This is a genomic window from Gelidibacter maritimus, from assembly GCF_014062315.1.
GTDB lineage: Bacteria > Bacteroidota > Bacteroidia > Flavobacteriales > Flavobacteriaceae > Gelidibacter > Gelidibacter maritimus.
The window spans coordinates 89,056-112,967 of the sequence record NZ_JACGLT010000011.1 but is presented as its reverse complement, the minus strand read 5'-3'; the positions used below and the strand labels follow the sequence as shown (position 1 = coordinate 112,967).

General features: G+C 36.8%; 27 protein-coding genes, 2 tRNA genes and 1 pseudogene. 13 read left to right on the top strand and 17 right to left on the bottom strand.

Features of this window, described 5'->3' with window-relative positions; genetic code table 11:
- Positions 1 to 592: 592 nt before the first annotated feature.
- Both H3Z82_RS13880 and H3Z82_RS13875 read right to left on the bottom strand, forming a co-directional pair.
- Positions 593 to 976 carry a DUF6876 family protein gene (locus H3Z82_RS13880; protein ID WP_182206105.1) on the bottom strand — a complete coding sequence of 128 codons (384 nt, stop codon included), beginning with the start codon at positions 974 to 976 and terminating at the stop codon, positions 593 to 595.
- A 119-nt stretch (positions 977 to 1,095) separates the two neighbouring features.
- Complete coding sequence (locus H3Z82_RS13875) at positions 1,096 to 1,440, bottom strand: single-stranded DNA-binding protein (protein WP_182206136.1); 345 nt, start codon at positions 1,438 to 1,440, stop codon at positions 1,096 to 1,098.
- A 1,999-nt stretch (positions 1,441 to 3,439) separates the two neighbouring features.
- Between H3Z82_RS13875 and H3Z82_RS13870 the strand changes: the two genes are divergently transcribed.
- The 6 genes from H3Z82_RS13870 to H3Z82_RS13845 all read left to right on the top strand — a co-directional run bounded on the left by H3Z82_RS13870 (position 3,440) and on the right by H3Z82_RS13845 (position 5,551).
- Complete coding sequence (locus H3Z82_RS13870; protein WP_182206104.1) at positions 3,440 to 3,634, top strand: hypothetical protein; 195 nt, start codon at positions 3,440 to 3,442, stop codon at positions 3,632 to 3,634.
- Between the two features lie 87 nt (positions 3,635 to 3,721).
- A complete protein-coding gene (locus tag H3Z82_RS13865) occupies positions 3,722 to 3,985 on the top strand; it encodes a hypothetical protein (RefSeq protein WP_182206103.1) in 264 nt (87 codons plus the stop codon).
- Complete coding sequence (locus tag H3Z82_RS13860; protein ID WP_182206102.1) at positions 3,972 to 4,373, top strand: hypothetical protein; 402 nt, start codon at positions 3,972 to 3,974, stop codon at positions 4,371 to 4,373. The genes H3Z82_RS13865 and H3Z82_RS13860 overlap by 14 nt, the downstream gene beginning before the upstream one ends.
- A 12-nt stretch (positions 4,374 to 4,385) precedes the next feature.
- Complete coding sequence (locus H3Z82_RS13855) at positions 4,386 to 4,784, top strand: hypothetical protein (protein WP_182206101.1); 399 nt, start codon at positions 4,386 to 4,388, stop codon at positions 4,782 to 4,784.
- Between the two features lie 90 nt (positions 4,785 to 4,874).
- Positions 4,875 to 5,168 (top strand): hypothetical protein, encoded by a 294-nt coding sequence (locus H3Z82_RS13850; RefSeq protein WP_182206100.1) that lies wholly within the window; start codon positions 4,875 to 4,877, stop codon positions 5,166 to 5,168.
- 122 nt (positions 5,169 to 5,290) lie between these two features.
- Entirely contained in the window at positions 5,291 to 5,551 is a 261-nt protein-coding gene (locus H3Z82_RS13845; protein WP_182206099.1) for a hypothetical protein, read from the top strand.
- 67 nt (positions 5,552 to 5,618) lie between these two features.
- On the opposite strand, the pseudogene H3Z82_RS13840 reads toward H3Z82_RS13845, so the two are convergent.
- From H3Z82_RS13840 to H3Z82_RS13830, 4 genes and pseudogenes are all read right to left on the bottom strand, one after another.
- A pseudogene (locus tag H3Z82_RS13840) lies at positions 5,619 to 5,969 on the bottom strand (type I restriction enzyme endonuclease domain-containing protein).
- On the bottom strand, positions 5,917 to 6,096 hold the full coding sequence (locus H3Z82_RS19745; RefSeq protein WP_262890701.1) for a DUF3387 domain-containing protein: 180 nt from the start codon (positions 6,094 to 6,096) through the stop codon (positions 5,917 to 5,919). Before H3Z82_RS19745 ends, H3Z82_RS13840 begins: the two are co-directional and overlap by 53 nt.
- 138 nt (positions 6,097 to 6,234) lie before the next feature.
- Complete coding sequence (locus H3Z82_RS13835) at positions 6,235 to 7,599, bottom strand: site-specific integrase (RefSeq protein WP_182206098.1); 1,365 nt, start codon at positions 7,597 to 7,599, stop codon at positions 6,235 to 6,237.
- Positions 7,600 to 7,831: 232 nt separating this feature from the next.
- Positions 7,832 to 7,905, bottom strand: a tRNA-Arg gene (locus H3Z82_RS13830).
- Positions 7,906 to 8,130: 225 nt separating this feature from the next.
- Between H3Z82_RS13830 and H3Z82_RS13825 the strand changes: the two genes are divergently transcribed.
- Together H3Z82_RS13825 and H3Z82_RS13820 are read left to right on the top strand one after the other, a co-directional pair.
- A complete protein-coding gene (locus tag H3Z82_RS13825; RefSeq protein ID WP_182206097.1) occupies positions 8,131 to 8,691 on the top strand; it encodes a YeeE/YedE family protein in 561 nt (186 codons plus the stop codon).
- A gap of 87 nt (positions 8,692 to 8,778) precedes the next feature.
- Positions 8,779 to 9,192: a DUF6691 family protein gene (locus tag H3Z82_RS13820; protein WP_182206096.1), complete on the top strand. Its 414-nt coding sequence runs from the start codon at positions 8,779 to 8,781 to the stop codon at positions 9,190 to 9,192.
- Between the two features lie 210 nt (positions 9,193 to 9,402).
- Here the strand turns inward: H3Z82_RS13820 and H3Z82_RS13815 are convergent, their stop codons facing one another.
- From H3Z82_RS13815 to H3Z82_RS13795, 5 genes are all read right to left on the bottom strand, one after another.
- Positions 9,403 to 9,678, bottom strand: a complete 276-nt coding sequence (locus H3Z82_RS13815; RefSeq protein WP_182206095.1) for an ATP-dependent Clp protease adaptor ClpS — start codon at positions 9,676 to 9,678, stop codon at positions 9,403 to 9,405.
- A gap of 72 nt (positions 9,679 to 9,750) precedes the next feature.
- Positions 9,751 to 10,587: a 50S ribosomal protein L11 methyltransferase gene (prmA, locus tag H3Z82_RS13810; RefSeq protein WP_182206094.1), complete on the bottom strand. Its 837-nt coding sequence runs from the start codon at positions 10,585 to 10,587 to the stop codon at positions 9,751 to 9,753.
- Positions 10,588 to 10,653: 66 nt separating this feature from the next.
- The gene (tpiA, locus tag H3Z82_RS13805; protein ID WP_182206093.1) at positions 10,654 to 11,403 is read right to left on the bottom strand and encodes a triose-phosphate isomerase; all 750 of its coding nucleotides are present in this window, start codon (positions 11,401 to 11,403) and stop codon (positions 10,654 to 10,656) included.
- A gap of 56 nt (positions 11,404 to 11,459) precedes the next feature.
- Entirely contained in the window at positions 11,460 to 12,554 is a 1,095-nt protein-coding gene (locus H3Z82_RS13800; protein WP_182206092.1) for a BT_3928 family protein, read from the bottom strand.
- Between the two features lie 58 nt (positions 12,555 to 12,612).
- Positions 12,613 to 13,155 (bottom strand): DUF1599 domain-containing protein, encoded by a 543-nt coding sequence (locus H3Z82_RS13795; RefSeq protein WP_182206091.1) that lies wholly within the window; start codon positions 13,153 to 13,155, stop codon positions 12,613 to 12,615.
- A 164-nt stretch (positions 13,156 to 13,319) separates the two neighbouring features.
- On the opposite strand from H3Z82_RS13795, the gene folP reads away from it, so the two are divergent.
- The 3 genes from folP to cdaA are packed head-to-tail and all read left to right on the top strand — an operon-like array spanning position 13,320 to position 15,646.
- Complete coding sequence (gene folP, locus H3Z82_RS13790) at positions 13,320 to 14,144, top strand: dihydropteroate synthase (RefSeq protein WP_182206090.1); 825 nt, start codon at positions 13,320 to 13,322, stop codon at positions 14,142 to 14,144.
- 3 nt (positions 14,145 to 14,147) lie between these two features.
- Positions 14,148 to 14,828, top strand: a complete 681-nt coding sequence (locus H3Z82_RS13785; RefSeq protein WP_182206089.1) for a hypothetical protein — start codon at positions 14,148 to 14,150, stop codon at positions 14,826 to 14,828.
- 35 nt (positions 14,829 to 14,863) lie between these two features.
- Positions 14,864 to 15,646 carry a diadenylate cyclase CdaA gene (cdaA, locus tag H3Z82_RS13780; protein ID WP_182206088.1) on the top strand — a complete coding sequence of 261 codons (783 nt, stop codon included), beginning with the start codon at positions 14,864 to 14,866 and terminating at the stop codon, positions 15,644 to 15,646.
- An 87-nt stretch (positions 15,647 to 15,733) separates the two neighbouring features.
- Here cdaA and H3Z82_RS13775 read toward each other — a convergent pair whose 3' ends face one another.
- Positions 15,734 to 17,503, bottom strand: a complete 1,770-nt coding sequence (locus tag H3Z82_RS13775; RefSeq protein ID WP_182206087.1) for an ABC transporter ATP-binding protein — start codon at positions 17,501 to 17,503, stop codon at positions 15,734 to 15,736.
- Between the two features lies 1 nt (position 17,504).
- Positions 17,505 to 18,254, bottom strand: coding sequence for a tRNA pseudouridine(38-40) synthase TruA (truA, locus tag H3Z82_RS13770; protein ID WP_182206086.1), 750 nt, complete (start codon positions 18,252 to 18,254; stop codon positions 17,505 to 17,507).
- Between the two features lie 178 nt (positions 18,255 to 18,432).
- Here truA and H3Z82_RS13765 point away from each other — a divergent pair, with 178 nt between their 5' ends.
- Positions 18,433 to 18,924, top strand: coding sequence for a metallophosphoesterase family protein (locus tag H3Z82_RS13765; protein WP_182206085.1), 492 nt, complete (start codon positions 18,433 to 18,435; stop codon positions 18,922 to 18,924).
- A 344-nt stretch (positions 18,925 to 19,268) separates the two neighbouring features.
- Here the strand turns inward: H3Z82_RS13765 and H3Z82_RS13760 are convergent, their stop codons facing one another.
- On the bottom strand, positions 19,269 to 19,679 hold the full coding sequence (locus tag H3Z82_RS13760; RefSeq protein WP_182206135.1) for a DUF4293 domain-containing protein: 411 nt from the start codon (positions 19,677 to 19,679) through the stop codon (positions 19,269 to 19,271).
- A gap of 221 nt (positions 19,680 to 19,900) precedes the next feature.
- Here H3Z82_RS13760 and rho point away from each other — a divergent pair, with 221 nt between their 5' ends.
- Complete coding sequence (gene rho / locus H3Z82_RS13755) at positions 19,901 to 21,661, top strand: transcription termination factor Rho (RefSeq protein WP_182206084.1); 1,761 nt, start codon at positions 19,901 to 19,903, stop codon at positions 21,659 to 21,661.
- A gap of 228 nt (positions 21,662 to 21,889) precedes the next feature.
- Here rho and rpsT read toward each other — a convergent pair whose 3' ends face one another.
- The 3 genes from rpsT to proS form a co-directional block, all read right to left on the bottom strand.
- A complete protein-coding gene (gene rpsT / locus H3Z82_RS13750) occupies positions 21,890 to 22,141 on the bottom strand; it encodes a 30S ribosomal protein S20 (RefSeq protein ID WP_182206083.1) in 252 nt (83 codons plus the stop codon).
- A gap of 26 nt (positions 22,142 to 22,167) precedes the next feature.
- Positions 22,168 to 22,239: transfer RNA gene (locus tag H3Z82_RS13745), tRNA-Glu, on the bottom strand.
- A gap of 145 nt (positions 22,240 to 22,384) precedes the next feature.
- Positions 22,385 to 23,863 (bottom strand): proline--tRNA ligase, encoded by a 1,479-nt coding sequence (gene proS, locus H3Z82_RS13740; RefSeq protein WP_182206082.1) that lies wholly within the window; start codon positions 23,861 to 23,863, stop codon positions 22,385 to 22,387.
- Positions 23,864 to 23,912: the final 49 nt, after the last annotated feature.

The following is a 23,912-nucleotide window of genomic DNA, read 5'->3' as shown; positions in this document are numbered from 1 at the left end:
GTCGCAAACTGTTGATTCCAAAGCAATTACATCAAATGTAAGAGCTTAATAATCAGCAATTTAAAAACGAAAAGGAATCTGTAACATCGCGCAGCGTGTTACCCTCTTGCTATTCCTTTTCGTCCCGCGCAGCGGGACAAAAATCCATACAATCCGGCAGTTACGACAGCTGTCGGAGCCGATTGCAAGTTCTAGGGAAAATGATTTTCCGATATGTTATTTTCGATGTGTGAAGTTATCGGCGAAAGTGAAAAATGGATAACCCTACTTAAAATTGAATGCCGAATCTCAGCGAAATAAAGATACACTTTTTTTGTTAAATTGTAATTACGAAACTAAAAAACACCTCCAAAATTTAGAGGTGTTTCTCAATAAGTTTAGAATATCAAATGTTAGAAACGAATGTGTAGGACTATAAATTTCGCAATGCTTCCGGCTATCATCGTTTTAAAGTCGGTGTAATTTTTCTCTAAGTATTTTCGAATTTCTTCGCCAAATTTTCGTTCCACATCCTTTTAGGAATCTTCCAAAAGTCGCTTTTGAGCCATCTCGCTCAGGTCTGTAAAATTGAGCTAAACCATAGCGTACATTTTTAGTATTCGCTTGGTAACATCAACGTATCATTTACAAAATACAATCGCAGTTCATCCAAGGGGAAATCGGTAACCCGATAGCCATGTTTTTCCAAAATATTATCATTGCCATCGGAATAAATTATTTCAGCTTCGTAGCCTTTGGATTCCTGCGTTTCCCTGGACAACCTTTTAAAATCTATGGTTATGAACCTGCTGTGATCCATCAGGCTTTTAGCAATTACTGAAGTGTCTGTAATGAGCCAAAAACATTCTGCAACTTCGGCTAAATATTTCAATCCGTCCGTAAAACGGGTCTGTAACAATGGAATTTGATAGAACATTTCCGTTCCATGAAAATGTTGCAATCCTTCTTTGATGTCGTTAACTTGTGTTTTACTCATAATTTCTATTTTTTAATCGAAATCGTGAATCTTCGATTTCATTGTGCATATATTTAATGTGTGAATAATGAAAAAAGAGGGCGCAACTTTAAGAGGTACGCCCTCTTTAGTTTTAATGGCTACTTGCCATTTTTGGTTCCGAGCAAAAGGATTTCATTCGCTTCAATTTCGGTAACATATCGTTTGATACCGTCGTTGTCCTCGTAGCTTCGTGATTTCAATTTTCCGGTAACACCTACTTCTTTGCCTTTACCTACATATTTTTCGGTAATTTCGGCGGTCTTGCCCCAGGCTACCACCGTGTGCCAATCTGTAGTTTGCGTTTTCTCGCCCTTATCGTTTTTGTAATATTCATTAGTGGCGAGTGAAAAACGGGCTACTTTCTTACCGCTTTCAAGGTTCGTAATGGTTGGCTCCTGTCCAACGTTTCCGATTAACTGTACGTGATTTTTTAGAGTACTCATAATAAAAGATTTAAAGGCCTGCCAGCCGGCAGGCGGGTTAACTAAAATGCTGTCTGAACCATTCAGACCGTTTATTGTTATATTTTTTTGAAGTGATTTACTTATTATATCTTGAGCGTTTTCCTTTCCTGCCTGCGGCAGGCAGGTTTGTTTTTTTGGTGCCACTTCCTTTTGTATGTTTTTGTAAGATTTCATAAGTTTCATTTTAGATTTACTTCCCATAGCGCCCTCGCTGTTACCTTTTTTTGTTGCTGATACAGTTTCAATATTTTGAATTGATAAGGACTTATAAAAAGTGAAGCGCAGCGTAACGGTTTATGCAGTCTGTTCAAGTTCAAAATATTGGTATTTTGCTGGCAAAAAAAGGTTGGGGTAGCGAGGGTGCGGAGGTAGTTCTAAAGACTTATGTGAAATATAAAAACATAGGAAGTGGCACCAAATGATGACATGGAACTCCGAATTTGCGGACTCCTCCTCAATTTCGAATTGGGAATGAAGCGTTCCGCTCCGTCCCGATAGCGATCGGGACGGAGCGGGTTTAGCGAAATGGAAAGTAGAAATTGGGGATGGTGTCCAAGAGTATTGTAGGGAAGCTCTTTTCCTGGAATGTAGCTTTTCGCGAAATGTAGGGGAATGTGCTTCCCGAATTGCTTTAATGGAATTACCACGTTTAGCCGAGGCTAAGCGGACGCGACTTCAAAGTTGGAGGTTGCAATGGAGTTTGCCCGCCTCCCCGTTTTTTCGGGAATGGCGGGCAAGTGGAATGGAAACCATAGACTTTGGATTTGGGTCCAAGACTTTTTAATGAAGCGCTTTGCCCGTAATGGAGCTTTTGCGAAATGGAGCGGCAATGGGCTGAACGACTAATTAAGATACTAATCATTCCAAATTGCTCATACTCCGTTTAAATCCCACATTATATCCGGTCAACAAAATCTTTCTTCTAACTTTTAAAATCTCCCATAATGTCATGTTAATTGGGCTATTTGAAATACTATTAGCAATACTAAAATCGGAAAAATTAATATTCGCACTTCATCGAATTTAATTATGTGACATCAGTTAATTCTCTATTTTGGCTCCATCAAAAAATCAGGGGTTATTTAAATGTTATGAGTTCACATAGATAACTTTAGTGAAATAATCCGCACTCTATAAATTAAAATACATAGTGAATAAGATAATAGAAGTAGAAATTATTTTTATCATTTATATAAATATTACAAAAAGATCATTGCACAAATAACTTATTGCATGCCAATACCCTTAAAAAATGATGTTATGAAAAAAATTTTATTGTCCTTATTTTAGGAATAGCGCTGAAAGTAAATTCACAAAGTGTCAGTGTTGAGAAATCAAACTTTGGGATTCAAACCGGATTCTTAGGAGTTTGGGTGCATAATGAATCCAAATTATCAAATCTCATCGCATTAAGAACCGAAATTGGTCTCGATACAGGAGTTACAATAAGAAATGGTAATAATGTAACGGGATTTTTGCTCTCACCTGTCCTAACCTTAGAACCTCGATGGTACTACAATTTAAACAAACGAGCAAGCAAATCACGGCGGACATATGGAAATAGCGGAAATTTCATCTCCATAAAGACCACGTATCATCCAGATTGGTTTGTTATTTCTAATGAAACGAACCTTAGTTTTATTACTGATATTTCTATTGTACCAACTTGGGGAATTAGAAGAAATATTGGCAAACATTTTAATTACGAAGCAGGAATCGGCGTTGGGTATTTACATTACTTTAAAAAAGAGAATGTGATTATGGTAAATGAGCCTGATGTCGCAGTGAATTTGTATTTGCGAGCAGGGTATCGGTTTTTAAAGGTTAAACCAATAAAATATGGGACAATATCAATCGTAAGTTGTTCGCATTGCTAATTGACTCTATAGTAATTTATGGTCATTCCAATTTGAATTCGCAAGCTAATCGACGCAACCAAACCTCTGATTGTGCATCTATTAGATATACCAACCGCCTTATGAAAAAGAAAATACACATTTTTACAGTCCTATTAATTACCAGCTTCATATTTTCCTGCTCGTCAGATGACGATTTGAATTATCAAAGTGATTTTGAAGCCAGTCAAAATGCTTGGTTGCATTTTAAAGAATCATCGAACAATTCATATAAATATGTGGTATCTGGAGGCTCCGTTTTTACGACTTATGGCTAGGAAACGACGATAACAGTATTACATGGAATCATAATTCAACGTCATTTTACGTTCACTGGGAATCCAGACAACATTCCTGAAGACCATTTGGAATGGACAGAAAATGAGAATGAATTAAACAGTCACGAATCTTCAATTGCTGCAGACGCTTTGACATTGGATCAGATCTATAATAAAGCGGAAACCGATTGGTTAATTAAGAGAAAGAATTCAACGTCCTATTTTGAATCCAAAAATAATGGACTGATTTCAACATGTGGCTACGTAGAAAAGGACTGTATGGACGATTGCCTTGTCGGCATTACAATTAAAAGTATAAATGTGTTATTTTATCCAGATGAAAAAAAATAAAATCATTCTAACATTTTGTATGTTGATTCTCGGCTTGCTAATTGGCTGCAGTAGCGATGATAAAAATGATAAATGCATTTCGACCCAAACTGTTTTCGTCACCTCTGTTGATGCGCCCAAGACAGGAAATGTGAATAAGGCCCTCGATATTGAAGTCAATTTTCAAGTAACAAACGGCTGTGGAGGTTTTGGTAAATTTATTGAAAAAAAAGACGGAAATACGCGAGTTATTGAAGTTGAAGCAAAATATGTAGGTTGTATTTGTACCGATAACCTGCCAATTCGGACGGTAAATTATGAATTTATCACCAGCGAGGTCGGAAATCACGCGTTGAAATTTAAATCAAGCCCAACAGATTTCGTTACAATCAATCTCACTATTAATTAAAATACAAGGCATATGAAACCACTACTTAAAGCTTTTTTATTTCTGTTTATAATTGTCAATATTGGTTGTGATAATGACAATGAATCGCTAAAGATTGACGAATCCAATATGCTGATTGGGTATTGGATCAACCCGGTTTACACCGACCCAGTAACAACATTCGAAAGAGCCAACAGATTCAAAGATGCCGCGTATGGCGTGGCTTTTTTAACTGAAAATATAAGCGTGGAAAGAAGCTCAGGATGGTGTGGCACACCGCCCCTGGTCTTTGCAGATTTCCAAGGAAAATGGAAGAAAAATGATTCCATAATTACCATTTCTAATGATAATGGGATGGCTGGTTTAATGGATAATCATTGGAAAATTCGAACGTTGAATGAGACTCATCTGGTCATAGAAAGATTGCCATAATATTATAGCGCAAATTAAAAGCAGTCAATGTGTGACATTCTGAAGCAAACGTTCAATGAAATAAAAAATAGCTGCTAAAAATACATCACTATGAGGAATTGCATTTTATTTTTTCTAATTGCCTTACCCTTAATAAGCTGTTCAAATGATGAGGCTGAAATTAATCAAGGTCCTTGTGATTTTATAAATTTCAAATATTACAATGGAAGCCAGGATGTATTGGGAGAAATGTCAAATGATTATGTTTTAATTGCAGTTGATAGTATTTCTTTAGATCATGAAATTGAAAATTTAATTTCAACCCTAAGCACTTTTGATCAAAACTATGACTACCTAATTCATAAAGTTGTAAACTATAAGTTTAAGGAAATACCTTTAAACTAAACGCTCAGAAAAGTTGTGAAGAGATAACAAAAATAATTTCAGACTTAAAACAAAACCCCATCATCTCATATGCACACTTCACAATAAAAACAAATAACTGCACCAATCTCATTGGGGAACCAATGGGTAATTTATGTATTAACAGTTATGGAAGTAATTTTTATGTAAAAGTAGTGGATGAAAACAATTTGACCGATTTAAACCAGATGATCGCCCAAACAAGCACGGAACTTGTCGGACAGAATCAGTTTATGGAAAAATGGTTCGAGTTAAGAGCTACAAAGGAATCCAACGGGGATGGATTGGCAATGGCAAATTTTTTCTATGAATCTGGACTTTTTGAACACAGTGAGCCCGGAATCTCAAAATATCCTGAGGAATAAATTAAGATGATTTTATAGAAGCAACTTATCCTACTCAAAAACACTAATGTTGTGATTCATTTAAACCCTAAGCAATCCAATCACTATGCTGTCCTTCCGCCTGAAGCATAATTTCCTGTAAAATATCATTAAGTTTTGTCATTGATATTTTGCCCCGTAATTCTCTTTTCACGGCCAATCTAATGGCAGCCTTTGCATTTTCTTTCTTAGTCCAATCCAGTTACAAGTTGGATTTTACTGCTTTTATAACCGCCTGCACAATATCTTGGATGGGACCTTCTTCTTGAATCAAATCCTTTTTGGCGTTGAGAATGTCATAAAAAGCAAGTTCTCCCTCACTCAATCCTAAATCTTTGGTGCGTTCATCATCGCTTTGTAAATCTTTGGCACGTTGGCACCAGTTCGGCAATAGTGGCATAACTATCCAACGCATTGGAATGGTAGCGATTGATCACTTTTTCAAGCTCTTCCTTAAGTGAGTTATATTTCTTGATATCTTTATGCAATCGTAACTTGATTTCATCTTTATTGATGTTTTTTATCAATTCTATTTTCAGGGCCGAGCCATCTTTTCTTTTCGCTTCTAATAATAGATATCATCTAAAATAGAAATATCCGGTTTTCAATACCAGCCGTGCCAAACCTATCCATGATATCTTCAGATTGGATGCTTCATCTTATTTCTAATCCGATTTTTCCTGCATTATTTCGTTCAACTTATTAAGAAGTTGTTCTTTAGACATCTCAGCATATTTATTCTTTTCGGCATCTGCAATTTTTTTTCGCAGCAGTTTCAGCTCCTGATCGTCTTCCAGTTTTTTCGCTTTTATGTCAAGTCTTCTTTGCACAGCGTCCATATCTGATTTTACTTTGTGATCCATGACACGAGCATAAATTTGGGTAGTTGTAATTTTAGAATGTCCTAATATCTTAGAAACCGTTTCAATTGGCATTCCGTTGCTCAACGCCACTGTTGTTGCAAACGTATGCCGTGCCATATGAAAAGTGAGATTTTTTTCAATTCCAACTTCTTTTGCAATTTCTTTCAGATAAAGGTTAGCTTTCTCATTGGTTATTGTTGGCAAAAGCTTACCCGAAAACTGGGTCACTGGATGCGCCTCATATTTAAGAAGAATCTCTTCTGCGCGGAACAACAATGGAATTTTGATTTTAGTATTTGTTTTTCGCCTGTATGTTGTAATCCATTTATGACCTTCATCATCACCAATCCAAACATTTTGTTTTGTCAAATGCAGAATGTCCACATAAGAGATTCCTGTATAGCTACTGAAAACAAAAAGATCCCTGACACGGTCCAAACGGTCAAGTTCAAAATGATGTGTGGCGAGTTTTGAAAGCTCATTATCGGACAGAAATTCTCTATCTACTCTATCAAATGAAGATTTCCATCTTCGAAATGGATCATCCTTGATCCATTCAAGATTATAGGCAAGCGTTACCACTTTTCGAAAACGTTGAATGTGTTTTGTTACCGTGTTATGGCTCATCGCCTTTGGATGACCTTTTGGATAGTAGGCATTTAAATAGTTCTCAAAATCACATAAAAATTCATAATTCAAATGAGATAAAGAAATATCATTGAGCTTTTTCCGTTTTAAAAATCGTAAAATATAACCTTCAGTGACTTTAAAATTTCTAATGGAACCAATAGCCAAAGTATTTTCAATTTTTTGACTGTGGTAATTTAATAGCTCAAGAAGCGTTTTTGAGTCTACCCCATCTTGCAAAAATTCATTTTTTAAATTTTCGGCCGTTATATCACTATTCTCACTACGTAGAATTTGATAACGATTATAAAGTTCAGCCTTCGTTACTTCTAAGTAATTATTAATTTCTTTTGATTTAGCGGAGTTGCCAATCATCTTTCGGTGTTTGAAATCCCATAACCCCAATGGAACTTTGCGCTTTAAACTGATATTGACACGTTTTTTATCGATAGTGATTCTAACATACAGAAGTACTTCACCATCAATTTCCTTTTGCTTGTTGACCCAGAAGTGAATCCCAAGTGTTTTTACTGTTCTCATAATTGTTGCTGTTTTAAGTTAAACTTAAGTTCCGATTGTCAAATCAAACAAACAATTGAGTAATAACATATTAGCTTAAAATACACCCGAGGTAACCTTTTTAATTTTGAGGTAACCTCTGAGGTAACATTTTAAACCAAATCATATCAAATTAAATGAACCCCTAAAAACCACGAAACCACGCAAATCCTAAGATTTGCGTGGTTTTGATGCTATTTAAAATAGCTTTGAGTGACCTCGACAGGATTCAAACCTGTAACCTCTTGAGCCGTAATCAAGTGCGCTATTCAGTTGCGCCACGAGGCCTTTTAAAGTGGGTGCAAATATAACACTTTTATTAATTTAGAACCAAACAATTTATTTCAAATTTGTAAATGTTTGCATTTTCAGTATCAATTGGCAAAAATTGCAATTCATTGCAACAGCTTTTTGATTATTGACGCATTTCAAGCCCACCCAACAAGTACTTTTTATGGACAATCCTTACAAAATTGAGTTAGTACACTTACATTTGCAAAAAAAAATAATTTAATGGATTACATTTTACAACCTTGGCCGTGGTATGTCTCGGGACCACTACTGGCCATGATTATGTTTGTACTTATTTATTTTGGGAAGACTTTTGGCATGTCCTCTAATTTAAGGACCCTTTGCTCCATTGCTGGCGCAGGAAAAAAGACCAAGTTTTTTGACTTCGATTGGAAATCGCAACGCTGGAACCTTGTCGTTGTTCTGGGTGCTATTATAGGAGGCTTCATTGCGCATTTTCTATTGTCCAATCCAGTGGATATTGACTTAAATCCCGTAACCGTTGAGCGCCTATCGGAATTGGGCTTTGAAAACGCAGGTAAAAGTTTATTACCAGCCGAATTGTACAGTTGGGAAGCTGCCTTTAGCCTGAAAGGATTATCTATTCTAATCATTGGCGGATTTCTGGTTGGTTTTGGCACCCGTTATGCCGGCGGCTGCACCTCTGGGCACGCCATTACTGGGTTAAGCAGCTTACAGTTACCTTCCTTAATTGCTGTGATTGGTTTCTTTCTGGGCGGCTTGATTATGATACACTTATTGTTTCCTTTAATTTTTGGTTAATATGACTGGTCTATTTGTCAAGTTACAATAGATTCAAAAAGTTAATTTGGACATGGCATCTGACTCTCAAAAAACATATATATACAAATGAAATTTTTAAAATTCTTACTCGTCGGAATCGCATTCGGAATTATTCTAGTGAAATCAGAAGCCGTATCATGGTATCGTATTTACGAAATGTTCCGTTTTGAATCGTTTCACATGTATGGTATCATTGGTACCGCTATTGCAACAGGTGTTATTTTACTCCTGATCACTAAAAAATTTAAGTTTAAAAACATTGAAGGAGGTCTAATGAGCGTTCCTGATAAAGAAAAAGGTTTTACGCGTTATATTTTAGGCGGAACGTTATTTGGCTTAGGTTGGGCGCTATCTGGAGCCTGCCCAGGACCGATGTATATTTTGATAGGCACTGGTGTTTTCACCATTCTGATTGCTATTATAGCGGCAATGCTCGGCACCTATGTTTACGGCGTCTTGAAAGGTAAACTTCCACATTAAGTAGTAACATTTTGTAGAATGTCAAAAAGGTTGTGATGTCAGGCATTGTTCAAATAAGTATTACTTTAAGCAAGGATTGGAACAACATTTATAAGGTTTCCTTTAAAAATCGCGAAAAAACAGCCTGTTAAGATGAATGGGAGGTTTTTGCAAATGGGCAATAAAAAATTAAAACCTCACAGTTTCGTTAAAAAACTCTGAGGTTTTTAATTATACTATTTCGGCACTTAGCCCTGCTTCCAAAAGCATGGAGCAGCGTGGTTTCAGATCGTCATAGGATCCTGTTTTCACTGTACATTTTCCTTTATAATGTACTAAAATGGAACATTGCTCGGCTTGTTCCGGAGTATGGTCACACGCATAAATAAGCGTATCAATGACGTAATCAAAAGTATTGACGTCATCATTATACAATACAATCTCGTTCAGATTTTGTTCAAGTGTATCAACGAGAAGGTCTTCTTGAATTTTCTCTTTAGTACTCATTTTTCCCAGTCATAAATCTGCAGTGTTCAGTCTGCACAAGTTAATACAATTATTAGGTTCTTTATTTGCTAGCTAATTTACAAATTTTAAAGCAACCCAATTATTTCTTTCCAAACTTTCAACGTAGGTCAACCCGTGTTTATTGCATTCTTCCTGAATGGCCTGAATATCTTGATTATAAAAACCGCTCAAGAATAGCAATCCATTTGGCTTGAGGCATTTAACGTAAGCAGCCATGTCGTTCAAGAGAATATTCCGGTTGATGTTGGCAATAATAATATCATATTTTTGATTTTGTAATAATTTGGCATCGCCTTCCAAGACGGTAATATGCTGACAGTTATTTCGCTCTACATTTTCCAAACTATTCACATAACACCAATTGTCATAATCTATGGCATCAATGGGTTTAGCGCCTTTCATTTCAGCAAGAATCGCCAAAACACCTGTACCACACCCCATATCCAATACTGCTTTATCTTTAAAATCGTTTTTTAAAATGTGCTGAATCATCATGTGGGTGGTTTCATGATGTCCGGTGCCAAAACTCATTTTGGGCTCAATAACAATGTCGTATTTAGTGTTTGGTTTTTCATGAAATGGCGCTCGAACGGAACACAAATCGTCCACAACAATCGGATTGAAATTCTTTTCCCATTCTTCATTCCAATTGACCTGTTCTATTTCTTCAAAAGTATATTGAAATTCAAATTCATCAGATTTTAAGATCTGAATATCCTCTAAGATGTCCTCATGCCATTCATCCTTTTGAATGTAAGCCGTAACACCCTGGTCTGTTTCCACAAAACTCTCAAAGCCTGCATAGCCCAATTCCGCAATTAGGATTTCTGTTCCTGGCTGCAAAGGCTCTACCTTAAATTGATAACCTATATAAATACTATTGGACATAGTTGACCTTTAATTTCCGTATTACAGAGCTCAATGTGATAGGCTCAAAAACTGATTTATTTATACTTAAAATGAATTGACAATGGCAAAAAAGTCGTCCGCATTAAGAGCAGCCCCACCAATCAATCCACCATCAACATCTGGTTTGGAGAAAATCTCTTTGGCATTTGATGGCTTACAACTTCCTCCATATAAAATAGAGACGCTATCCGCCAAGTCTTGATTGTACTTGTCCGCCAAAGTTTTTCTAATAAAGGCATGCATATCTTGCGCTTGCTCGGGGCTTGCAGTTTCTCCGGTACCGATGGCCCAAACCGGCTCATAAGCCAATACGATATTCTCAAACCTTGATGCCTCTAAATGAAACAAAGCATTTTTGATCTGATTTTCAACAACCTGCTCATGATTTCCAGATTTTCTATCGTTAAGTTCCTCTCCAAAACAGAAAATAATTCGCATTTCATTTTTTATGGCTGCATCAACCTTTTTAGCCAATACCTCATCAGTTTCATTAAAATAAGCGCGACGCTCACTATGCCCTAAAATGACTGTTTTGACGCCAAGACTTTTTATCATTGCCGCACTGACCTCACCTGTGTAAGCACCAGATTCTGCAAAATGCATGTTTTGCGCAATCACTTCAACGCTACTATCTTTTAAAGAATTAAAAGCCTGCCAAAGATTAGTGAATGATGGTGCAATCATGACTTCAACATCGGCGATTTTATTTTGTTGTTTTATTTCTCTGATCAATGTTTCTGTTTCCGATAAATCATTGTTCATTTTCCAATTTCCTGCTACTATATTTTTTCTCATAGTCGATACTAAGCTCTTTATTGTGAAAGCTTTATGTTTTAAATTAATATTCTATTTTATAATTTTAAATCCTCAATGTCATTCCAATGTTTCTTTTGCATCACGGTACCTTTATTTAGAATAACTACTCCTGGGTTGGACCGTACAATAGTTTTTAGAACTTTTTCATCACATAAATAAAATTCAAAATCAAGGTTATAAGCCGATTTGACTTCTTGCTTTTTAGCTTCATTTGAAGTGGTTAGACCAATAACAGTATAGCCTTCCTTAAGTGCTTTGTCTGCCAATGATTTCAATTTCATCATTCCATCCTTTTCTGAAGAATTTAAGTCGTAAGCAACAATCATCAACAGTTTATCCTTGTCCAAGAAATAGGAAGTCAAATCTTCATCTTCTGATTCTATTGAAAAATCCTGAATTTTAGGTAGGTCGGCTGCCTGTATTTCTTTGGTTTCCACACCTATGATCTCATCGTACTCTGCTGGTCCCTGTCCGCGGTCCGTCAGTGTTTTTTCCTCACCATTAATGGTATAGGTCCATTCATAATCTATGATAGCTCTTTTAGCATCTGGTGCAAGCATCATATTTTCCTGTAGGTTGTCACCTATTTTATACGCTCTAAAATCAATGGCCGGCAAGTGCATCAGTACATAATATGCAAATGAAAGCGAGGCTAGAAAACCTAAAAGCGCTACAACAGTGACACCAAGTTTACTGAAAATTGGTTTTATATGCCTAACGCCTAAAAAGAGAATTAGAATAAAGACCAACAATACAATGTCTTTAGTAAAACTCTGCCATGGCGTCATCGGCATGGCATCTCCAAAACAGCCACAATCCTTCACTTTATCAAAGTATGCAGAGTAAAAGGTTAAGAAGGTAAAGAAGATAATCATGAGCAACAAGCTCCACACCGTAAATTTTGGTTTATAACCAATGAGCAGAAAAATGCCCAATACCACTTCAAACACAACCACTATAACGGCAATTCCCAATGCATAAGGGTCTAAAAAAGGAAGATTTAAAACGTCAGTTCCAAAGTACTCTTGAAGTTTGTAGGAGAACCCCAAAGGATCATTTAATTTAACAAATCCTGATATTATAAAAAGGATACCTACAAATACTCTACTGATGCCTACTATAAATTTCATAAAATTTCAAAAGTTAAAAATTCCAAACTCCCATCGGAGATTGTAGATGATACTATACTTATATTTTTTCGTTTAAGTGAATCAAGGCAAATACCGAATAATTGATCATATCCTGATAATTGGCGTCAATACCTTCACTCACCAAGGTTTTGCCTGCGTTGTTTTCTATCTGTTTTACCCTTAAGAGTTTTTGCAAGATGAGATCAGTCAAGCTGCTGACTCTCATATCCCGCCATGCTTCGCCATAATCATGATTTTTATTCATCATCAACTCTTTGGTCAAAGCTATTTTTTCATCATAAAGTTTTGTGGCTACTGCCACAGACAGGTCTGGTTTTTCAACCACGCCTTTCTCCAATTGGATCAATGCCATGGTACAATAGTTAATGATGCCCATAAACTCGCTCTCCTCTCCTTCATCAACCTTACGTTCAACATTTTGTTGCAAGCCCCGTATGCGTTGCGCTTTTATAAAAATCTGATCAGTTAGGGATGGGAGCCTTAAAATGCGCCAAGCACTTCCATAATCGGACATTTTATCAACAAAGAGATTTCTGCATTTTTCAATCACAGCATCGTATTGTTTTGAGGTATCTTGCATAGAAAATTGGTAATTTTGCGTAAATTTCGCCTAAATAGTTCAGAGTTCAAAGTTCAGGGTTCAAAGTTTTCCAGATATCAAATTATATTTTAGAGAATATTGATCGATTTGACTTTGTATCCCATATCATTTTATAATTTAAACTATAAATTCGAATCAACCTCATGACCATCAACTGTAACGGGCAGCTTATAGATTTGACGATTCCCAAAATTATGGGCATCCTTAATCTCACCCCAGATTCATTTTATGACGGTGGGGTTTATAATAATGATACCGATATTATAAGGCAAGTGGATAAAATGCTGAACGAGGGAGCAGATTTTATTGATGTAGGGGCTTATAGCTCAAGACCCAATGCCGTTCATATTTCGGAAACGGAAGAGTTGCACAGGTTACTTCCAATTATAAAATTGCTGACTAACACGTTTCCTCAGATTTTGCTCTCTGTTGACACCTTTAGAAGCGAAGTGGCCAAGCAAGCTGTTAATGCAGGAGCCTGCATGATCAATGATATTTCCGCTGGACAAATGGATGACCATATGTTGAACACCGTTGCTGAACTCAACATTCCTTATATTATGATGCATATGAAGGGTACACCTCAAAATATGCAACAAAACGTCACCTATGAGCATTTAATAAAGGACATTCTTTTTTACTTTTCTGAACGTATTGCTGCTGCCAAAGCTTTGGGTATTATAGATGTGATTGTGGATCCGGGATTCGGGTTTTCAAAAACAGTGGCTCAGAATTATGAACTATTAAAGAATTTGGAACTATTTAGAATGTTGGAAAAACCTTTATTAGTTGGATTTTCCAGAAAATCAATGATCTATAAACCCCTTCATATATCGGCAGCCCAAGCCCTTAATGGCACTACCGTTTTAAACACCCTTGCCTTAGAAAAAAATGCATCCATTTTAAGAGTCCATGATGTCAAGGAAGCTAAGGAATGTATTGAACTGACCCAGCAATTAAACTATTGATCCATGAAATATCCATTCCTCCTATTACTTGTTTTAACATTTTCCTGTAACCATCAAAAAACAGTTTTCCTTCCGGAAATTGAACATGCTGATATTACTGAGGTTCATGATATTTCTCCGATCTATATTTTTTATGATGAGACTAAAGCAGACAGTCTTGAACTGAATAGAAACAATGTTATTAGCACCACCAACTGGCTCCTAAATATTGATAAGAGGCTTACTTTGGGTCAAGTGGTACCAAAAATCATAATGTTACAGGATAAAAAACGGAATGCCGAACTTCATAAAAATGAGAATTCAAAAAACTATTTCAGCTGTAATGATACCAGCATTCAAAATTTAGGGTTTATAGAATTCACGCCTATCATTTATAAGATGAACTCTATTCTTCCCAACGTTTCTTCAGATTATTCTAACGCCAAGAAAAAACGGATGATCTTGAATTTCAAAACTCCAAATGATATAAAATTTGTGACGCTTTACAATGATTCCATTATCAAAAACTCAACGCTGAAAACGCTCAAAACAGATCTTGATGCCTTACCCAATGACAAAGAATACGATATAGTCCTGAATATTAATGACCAATTAACATTTCAGGATTATATAACTTTTAAATCAACTCTCTCTAAGGTAAAATTGGGTCATGTGACCATTAATGAAAACGAATTCATTTATTAGCCATAATTTTTTAATTTTACAAAAATATTTTTGGATTGGACGAGCTTAAATTTTGGGATTTCGGGATTATAGATTTTATTGATGTTTTTCTCGTTGCCATACTTTTATATTATGTCTATAAACTTATAAAGGGTACTGTGGCCATTAATATATTTATTGGCATCATCATCATTTATTTTGTGTGGAAGTTGACCGCATTTCTCAAAATGGGCTTATTGAGCTCCATCTTCAGTGGATTTATGGACGTTGGAATTATTGCATTAATTGTTGTTTTTCAGCCTGAAATTAGAAAATTCCTATTGATGGTCGGTTCAACAAATTTTGGAAATAAGCGAAGGTTCTTAAGACATCTTAATTTTTTGAAAACCGAAGATCAAGTACAAACCGATGTTGACGTTATCATTTCGGCATGTAAAAAAATGGCCAAGACCAGAACGGGAGCTTTAATAGTCATTGAGCGCAATAACAATTTAGATTTTTTGACGAGCTCTGGCGATGCGATGAATATTGCCGTTACCCAACCAATTATAGAAAGTATCTTCTTTAAAAACAGTCCGCTGCACGATGGCGCGATAGTTATTGCAAACAATACTGTAAAAGCCACGCGGGTCATTCTCCCAGTCAGTAGTGAAAGAAGTATTCCGCAACGTTTTGGACTAAGACATAGAGCAGCCGTTGGAATTACCGAAAAAACTGATGCCCTTGCCATTGCTGTGAGCGAAGAGACTGGGCAGATTTCTTATATAAAAAATGGCGAATTTATGATGTTCAAAGAGAATTCTGAACTCATTGATATGATCAAAAAAGATTTGGCCTAATAAGAGACCAAGTACAGCATTTAAACAGTTTATTAGGTTGTTTTAGAAATGTCAATGAGATAAATAATAACGCTTCAACTGACAAAATTAAACGGCCTCATTCTTTAAAAACTGCACTTCATACAAATTTCTGTAGTAACCATTTTCATTTTGGAGCAGCTCTTGATGTGTGCCTTGTTCTACAATGCGTCCTGCATCCATCACAATAATACTATCTGCTTTTTGAATCGTTGCCAAGCGATGGGCGATAACTATGGATGTTCTTCCTTTTGTGATTTTCTCAGTAGCAACTTGCATCAACTGCTCCGAATAAGAATCTACGGAAGAGGTGGCTTCATCCAAAATCAAAATGCTCGGATTGGTGACATAAGCTCTTAAAAACGAAATCAATTGCCGCTGTCCGGAGGATAACATAACCCCGCGCTCCTTAACATTATAATGATAACCATTGGGCAGACTCATTATAAATTCATGAATTCCAATATCCTTAGCAGCTTGTTGTACGTCTTCTTCCGTAATATCAGGATTGTTCAAAGTGATATTGTTTAAAATGGTATCGGCAAAAAGAAATACATCCTGGAGCACCACAGCTATCTGAGCTCTTAACGAGGTTAAAGTCATTTGTTTTATATCCACCTCATCAATATAAATCGTTCCTTTTTGAATATCGTAGAAACGGTTCAACAGATTAATAATGGTTGATTTTCCTGCCCCGGTAGCCCCCACAATAGCAATGGTCTGACCTGATTGGACATTGAAAGAAATGTTTTTCAAAACTTCTTCATCCTCGATATAGGAAAAATACACGTTTTCAAACTTTATATCACCTTTAAAAGGTGCCGCTTCAATTTTGCCAGTATCATCAATTTGCGAAGTGGTATCTAAAACCGCAAACACACGATTGGCGGCTACAATTCCCATTTGCAGTGTATTAAACCTGTTTGCAATTTGATTCAAAGGCCTGAACAACATCGGGATCATCATGATAAAGGCAAACAAATCGCCTTGAGAAGCCAAGTCATCAGATATAATATTGAGTCCGCCGTACCAAACAACCATCCCTAACGTCAAGGACGATAAGAACTCAGCAATCGGAAAAAATACTGAGTTATACCAAACTGTTTTTAACCACCCTTTTTTATGACGGGCATTGATTTCTTTGAACTTACGGTATTCTGTTTCCTCTCGTGTAAAGAGCTGCAAGATCTTCATTCCCGTGACACGTTCCTGAACGAAGGAGTTGAGATTGGATACTTCATTGCGCACATCCTCAAAGGCAATTTTCATATACTTTTGAAAAATGGTGGTTGCAAAAAGGACGATGGGCAAGGTTGTAAACACCAAAAGACTGAGCTTCCAGTTCATATAAATCATAACCCCTCCAACCACTAACATTTTTAAGATGTCACTAAAGATCATAAAAAGACCTTCCCCAAAAATATCGGAAATACGTTCCATATCCGTGACCGTTCTTGTGATTAATACGCCTACCGAAGAGTTGTCAAAATATTTCATCCGGAAACTCATGATATGCTTGAACAGTTTAACCCTGATGTCTCTCACCACGGATTGCCCCAACCAACTGGCATTGTAAATAAATAATAATTGACAGATGACCTCCAGGAGCAACAGGACTATCATGACGATGATATAAAACAAAAAACCATCATACTTTTGAAGTTCAATCTGATTGTCAATGGCTTGTTGTAATATATAAGGTCTTAACGCCCCGAAAGCTGCCAGTCCGGTTACAAATAATAAAGTCAGTGTAAAAACAAGTTTATAAGGCTTGATGTATTGCATCAATCTTTTGAAAAGATTCACATCATAAACTATAGTTTTCTTTTTGGCACTCATATTATATAGCGTTAAAAATCGAATCGGGATATTCTATATGCATTAAGAACAATCCTTGTGCTGGAACTGAGAAACCAGCTTCGCCCCTATCTTTAGATTGGATAATGGCGTGCATTTGTTCAGCTTCCATTTTGCCTAAACCAATGTTGACCATGGTCCCTACAATGGCTCGTACCATGTTTCTCAAAAAACGATCGGCGGTAATCACAAAAGTCAATTCTGTACCCTCAAGTATCCAATAGGCTTCTTTAATGTCACAAAAATACGTTTTAACGTCCGTATTACTTTTAGAAAAACATTCAAAATCTCTATACTGCAATAATATTTTGCAAGCCTCATTCATTTTATCCAAATCTAAAGGCAAATGGATTTTATAAGCAAAATCGTGGGTGAAGACATTTTTGGTATTTGAAATGCGATAATGGTATGTCCTGCTTTGCGCATTAAATCTGGCGTGGGCCGTATCTCGAACTTTAAAAACCCGATGCACGGCAATATCAGGAGGCAAAAACCAGTTGATTTTATAGATCAATGTTTCAGCATCCAGTGCTGTCTGTATATCAAAATGTGCATACATCTGAGCGGCATGTACACCAGCATCGGTTCTACCCGCCCCCATAACGCTAATTGGGGCTCTCAATAAAGTAGTCAGCGCGTGCTCCAAAACTTGTTGTACAGATATGGCATTGGGTTGTTTCTGCCAGCCATGATAGGCTTTCCCATTATATGAAAATTCAATAAAATATCTCATTTTTCTATAGATCCAAGACCGCTTTGCTTATAGAATAGAGACTTCAATATAACTAAAAGTGGATTTGATGCAAACATTAAAATATTGCTTTATTTTTGTGAGTTGCAAAGTTAGTTATTTAAGATTGATGATTAAACGATTGTTGATTTAAGAATTAAAAAACACAGAAAAATCCATTTTGAAAAAAATTCTGCTCTTATCAGACACCCACAGTTATATTGATAATGATATCCTAAAATATGTAAAACAAGCTGATGAAGTATGGCATGCTGGCGATATTGGCGATTTAAACGTTACGGATACCATCAAAAAATTAAAACCACTCCGGGCAGTTTATGGTAATATTGACGACACCAAAGCCCGGATGGAATTTCCGGAAAACAACCGGTTCATGTGCGAAGACGTTGATGTTTTCATCACCCATATCGGCGGTTACCCTGGCAGATACACGCCACGTGTACGCAAATTGCTTTACCAAAATCCACCCAAACTTTATATTTGTGGGCATTCGCACATTCTAAAGGTCATGCCAGATAAAAATCTGAATCTGCTCCACATGAATCCAGGCGCCATCGGGAAACATGGTTTTCAGCAAGTGAGAACAATGTTACGGTTTACAATTGATGGTAGCAAGATTGATAATTTGGAGGTGATTGAGTTTAAGAGGTGAGATTGATCAATAGAAACGAAACACGGATGATACAGATTTTTTATGATTTTCGCTGATCTGTTCTTAAAAACAAGGAAAAATCTGCTCAATCTGTGTTATCAACGTTTCAATGGTTTGTTTCGTGAGTTATATATGGTAATATAGATGGTGATAAAAAAGTTTGAGATTCCGCCAATTGCGATACATCGGGAGGGATTATCACTATAACTATGGGGACAACCAGCATCTTCCAATGCGCCTTCGGCTTTTGCAATATGCCTGCCTGTCGACAGACAGGGATTTCACTAAAAAAACCCGAGGTCTTCACCTCGGGTTTACGCACTAAAAAAATTAAGATAATAGGTTTATCGCAATCTATCTACAGATTTTACAAGATCTTCATCCTTTTTTATGGCCTTATTGGCTAATACCAAAAACACGATAGAGAAAATAGGAATGAAAATCCCAACGCCTTTCTCTGAGATTTCACTCTCTCCAGGCGCCATTAGCAATACATATACAAATAATCCTAATAAAATAAAGTTCAATATGATATTAAGTCGCCCCAAAACAAATTGGAACTTCCTGTTTTTATAATTAAAAATAGAAATCAAAGATAAGGCAGCCGATCCAAAAAACATAGCCAAATACAACATATCATCTTTTGCATACACCGGGACATCCTGTGCATTGGTCCACAAATGAAATACAAATATCAAGCCACAGGAAAAAATGGCTGCTATTAGTAAATATACGGTTTGGATACGCTGTAACATGTATTGATCTAAAAAATTAAAAGCCAAAATTAACAGTTTCTTTTTAAATCATACAGTAATTTTTAAAATAAAATTGTATTATTGCAACAACATAGTGTTACTCACAGAGTAATAAGCTGTTAAATCTTCAAAATTACATTCGGTTTTTTCCTCTTCTTAATCTCAAAAATAGATTCGGAACTAATCCAATTTCAATTTTACACTAATATTCATAAACATACATGTTTGAAATTTCGCAATTAAAAGAAAAGAAGCTTTCTGATTTACAAGAAATAGCTCAAAAATTAAATGTCCCTAAGTACCGATCTCTTAAAAAATTAGATTTGGTTTATAAAATCTTAGATTTACAAGCGGCCAATCCAGAAGTGGTCAAAACTGAAATAGCTGCCATAGCTGACCCTAAAGACAGCGCTAAGGCTGAAACTCCAAAAGCGTCAACACCGCCACCAAAGAAAAAGAGAGAGCGTGTTGTAAAAAAACAAGCTTCAGACAAGGCACAACAAAAAATGGAACTTCCAGACGACAAGACTGAGGCAAAAAAATCCGATGTTAAAAGTCCTGCGCCTAAAACCCAGACACCTAAGGCCAAATCATCCGCCAAGGCTTCTGACACTTCAAAAAGAGAAAGCTCCAGCCCGAAAAGTGCTGAGCATCGGGAGAAAAAGCAACATACTCAAAAAGATAAAGACACTTCCAACAAATCATCTTCTAAAGATAACAGGCAACAACGCTCGGGCGATAGCAATGGCAACAAATCATCTTCTAAAGATCATAGCCAAAATCGTGACAATAGCGGTCATTCTTCCTCTAAATCGAATAACGGAAACAAGGACAATAGAAATCGTTACAGAGAACCTGATTTTGAATTTGATGCCATTATCGAAAGTGAAGGTGTTTTGGACATCATGCAAGACGGTTACGGATTTTTACGCTCATCAGACTATAATTACCTTTCCTCCCCTGACGACATCTATGTATCACAATCTCAAATCAGATTGTTTGGTTTAAAAACTGGAGACACGGTCTTAGGACATGTAAGACCTCCAAAAGAAGGTGAGAAATATTTTCCGTTAATTAAAGTAAGCAGAATCAATGGTCAACGCCCTGAAGTTGTCAGAGACCGGGTATCATTTGAACACTTAACACCTTTGTTTCCGCAGGAGAAATTTAATATTGCTGAACGCCAGAGTACCATTTCTACACGAATCATGGATTTGTTTTCACCTATTGGGAAAGGACAACGTGGTATGATTGTATCCCAACCAAAAACAGGTAAAACAATGCTTTTAAAGGATGTTGCAAATGCAATTGCAGCCAATCATCCTGAAGTTTACCAAATGATCTTGCTTATTGATGAGCGTCCTGAAGAGGTCACAGATATGCAACGTAACGTCCGTGGCGAAGTTATTGCATCAACCTTTGATAAGGAAGCCCATGAACACGTTAAAATTGCTAATATCGTATTAGAAAAAGCTAAACGCTTGGTAGAATGCGGACACGATGTTGTAATTCTTCTAGATTCCATCACCCGTTTAGCAAGAGCATACAATACCGTTCAACCTGCCTCTGGGAAAATATTAAGTGGTGGTGTTGATGCCAATGCCCTGCATAAGCCAAAACGATTCTTTGGTGCTGCACGTAATATTGAAAATGGCGGTTCATTGACCATTATCGCTACGGCATTAACTGAAACCGGATCAAAAATGGATGAAGTCATCTTCGAAGAATTTAAGGGAACAGGTAATATGGAGTTACAGTTGGATAGAAAAATATCTAACCGTCGTATTTTCCCTGCTATTGACTTAACCTCTTCAAGTACGCGTAGAGATGATCTCCTATTGGATGACAATACAATTCAAAGAATGTGGGTGATGCGCAAATACCTAGCCGATATGAATCCTGTCGAGGCTATGGAATTCATTAACGATAGAGTTAAAAAGACTAAAAACAATGAAGAGTTTTTGGTATCCATGAATGGATAAGAAGTCCATCAGCATATAAAAAAAAGCCTCAAATTTTCATTTGGGGCTTTTTTATAGGACAAAGTGTTATTATTAATATAGGTTACTATACTGCACAGATACCAAATTGGATTGTGTGTGTGTGTGCCGTATTCAAAAGGAAGGAAAAAGATACTCCTTGGTTTAAAGCACAAAAAAATCCATTCATTACGAATGGATTTTCTATATAAAAATTAGATCTTCTGTTTCTTACAAAGAAGCAACGTGCTTAGCTAAGCCAGATTTCAAATTAGCTGCTTTATTATTATGAATAATATTCTTCTTAGCTAATTTATCAATCATGGCAGAAACTGAAGGGAGCATCGCTTGTGCTTCCTCTGCATTCTCCATTTCGCGCAATTTTTTGATAGCGCTACGAGTAGTCCTGTGCTTATACCTGTTGGTTAAACGCTTTGACTCACTACTTCTGATTCTTTTTAATGCGGACTTATGATTTGCCATTTTATTTCTTTCTTTTTAAAAAATTGTAGCCCGTAGGGGAATCGAACCCCTCTTACCAGGATGAAAACCTGGCGTCCTAACCGATAGACGAACGGGCCATTTGTTTATTCAAGGTGCAAATTAATAACATTTTTTATCAATAAGCAAATTTTTCAAATGAACTCACAATTGTTTCATTGCGGATGCAAAAATACAACTATTTTTAAATGTTGCAACACCTTCGCGATCTTTTTTTTATTATTTTTAATAAGCTTTCGCAAATAGCACTCTTCCATTAGAGGTTTTTCCACTAAACACGCAGCTTCCGACTTCTTTTTGCTGATCTAAAGGTATGCATCTAATAGTTGCTTTTGTTAGTTCTTTAATCTTATCCTCTGTGGCAGGAGTCCCATCCCAATGCGCTGAAACAAAACCTGTTTTGGTCTCCAATACAGTTTTGAATTCCTCAAAAGTGTCTACTTCAGTAATATGCGAATTCCTGAAATCCAAAGCTTTTTTAAATAATGTGTCCTGAATTTCAACGAGCAAATCGTCAATTTTCTCTACCAATCCTTCCAAAGGGATATTTTCTTTTGACAAGGTGTCTCGTCTAGCGAGCTCTACCGTTTTATTTTCTAAATCCTTCGGACCAATAGCGATTCGTAATGGGACACCCTGCAATTCATATTGTGCAAATTTAGCTCCCGGACGATGTGTTGTACGATCATCATATTTAAAGCTAATACCCTTTTTCTTAAATTGACTGGTTAAGTTCTTAACCACAACACCAATCTCCTCCAATTGCGCATCAGTTTTATGAATCGGAACGATGACCACATGGATTGGAGCCAAATTAGGTGGCAGAACAAGGCCTTTATCATCACTGTGCGTCATGATCAATGCGCCTACCAAGCGGGTGGAAACACCCCAAGACGTGGCCCAGACATGGTCAAGCTTGCCTTCGTTATTCGTAAATTTCACATCAAAAGCCTTGGCAAAGTTTTGTCCCAAAAAATGAGAAGTTCCCGCCTGTAGCGCTTTACCATCTTGCATTAACGCTTCGATACAAAACGTTTCTTCAGCACCGGCAAACCGTTCACTTTCTGTTTTGACGCCTTGAATTACTGGAATGGCCATAAAATTCTCAGCAAAATCAGCATAAACCTGGTTCATTAACCGAGCTTCCGCCAAAGCTTCCGCCTTCGTGGCATGGGCTGTATGTCCTTCTTGCCATAAAAACTCAGCGGTTCTTAAAAACAAACGCGTGCGCATTTCCCAACGCACCACATTGGCCCATTGATTGATCAATATTGGTAAATCTCTATAACTTTGGATCCATCCTCTATAGGTGTTCCAAATAATGGCTTCACTGGTTGGGCGCACCACAAGCTCTTCTTCTAATTTTGCTTCCGGATCTACCTGTAACTTACCCGGACTATCAGGATTGTTTTGCAGTCGATAGTGCGTTACTACAGCGCACTCTTTAGCAAAACCCTCTGCATTCTTCTCTTCTGCTTCAAATAGGCTTTTAGGCACAAAAAGTGGAAAATAAGCATTTTGGTGACCCGTTTCCTTAAACATCCTGTCCAATTCTGCTTGCATCTTTTCCCAAATTGCATAACCGTAAGGTTTAATCACCATACAGCCTCTAACTGCTGAATTTTCAGCCAAATCGGCCTTAACGACCAACTCATTGTACCATTTGGAATAGTCTTCCGCTCTACTTGTAAGATTTTTACTCATTACCTGGGTTTTGGCACAAAAGTTGTGCTAATGTTAAATAAATAAATAG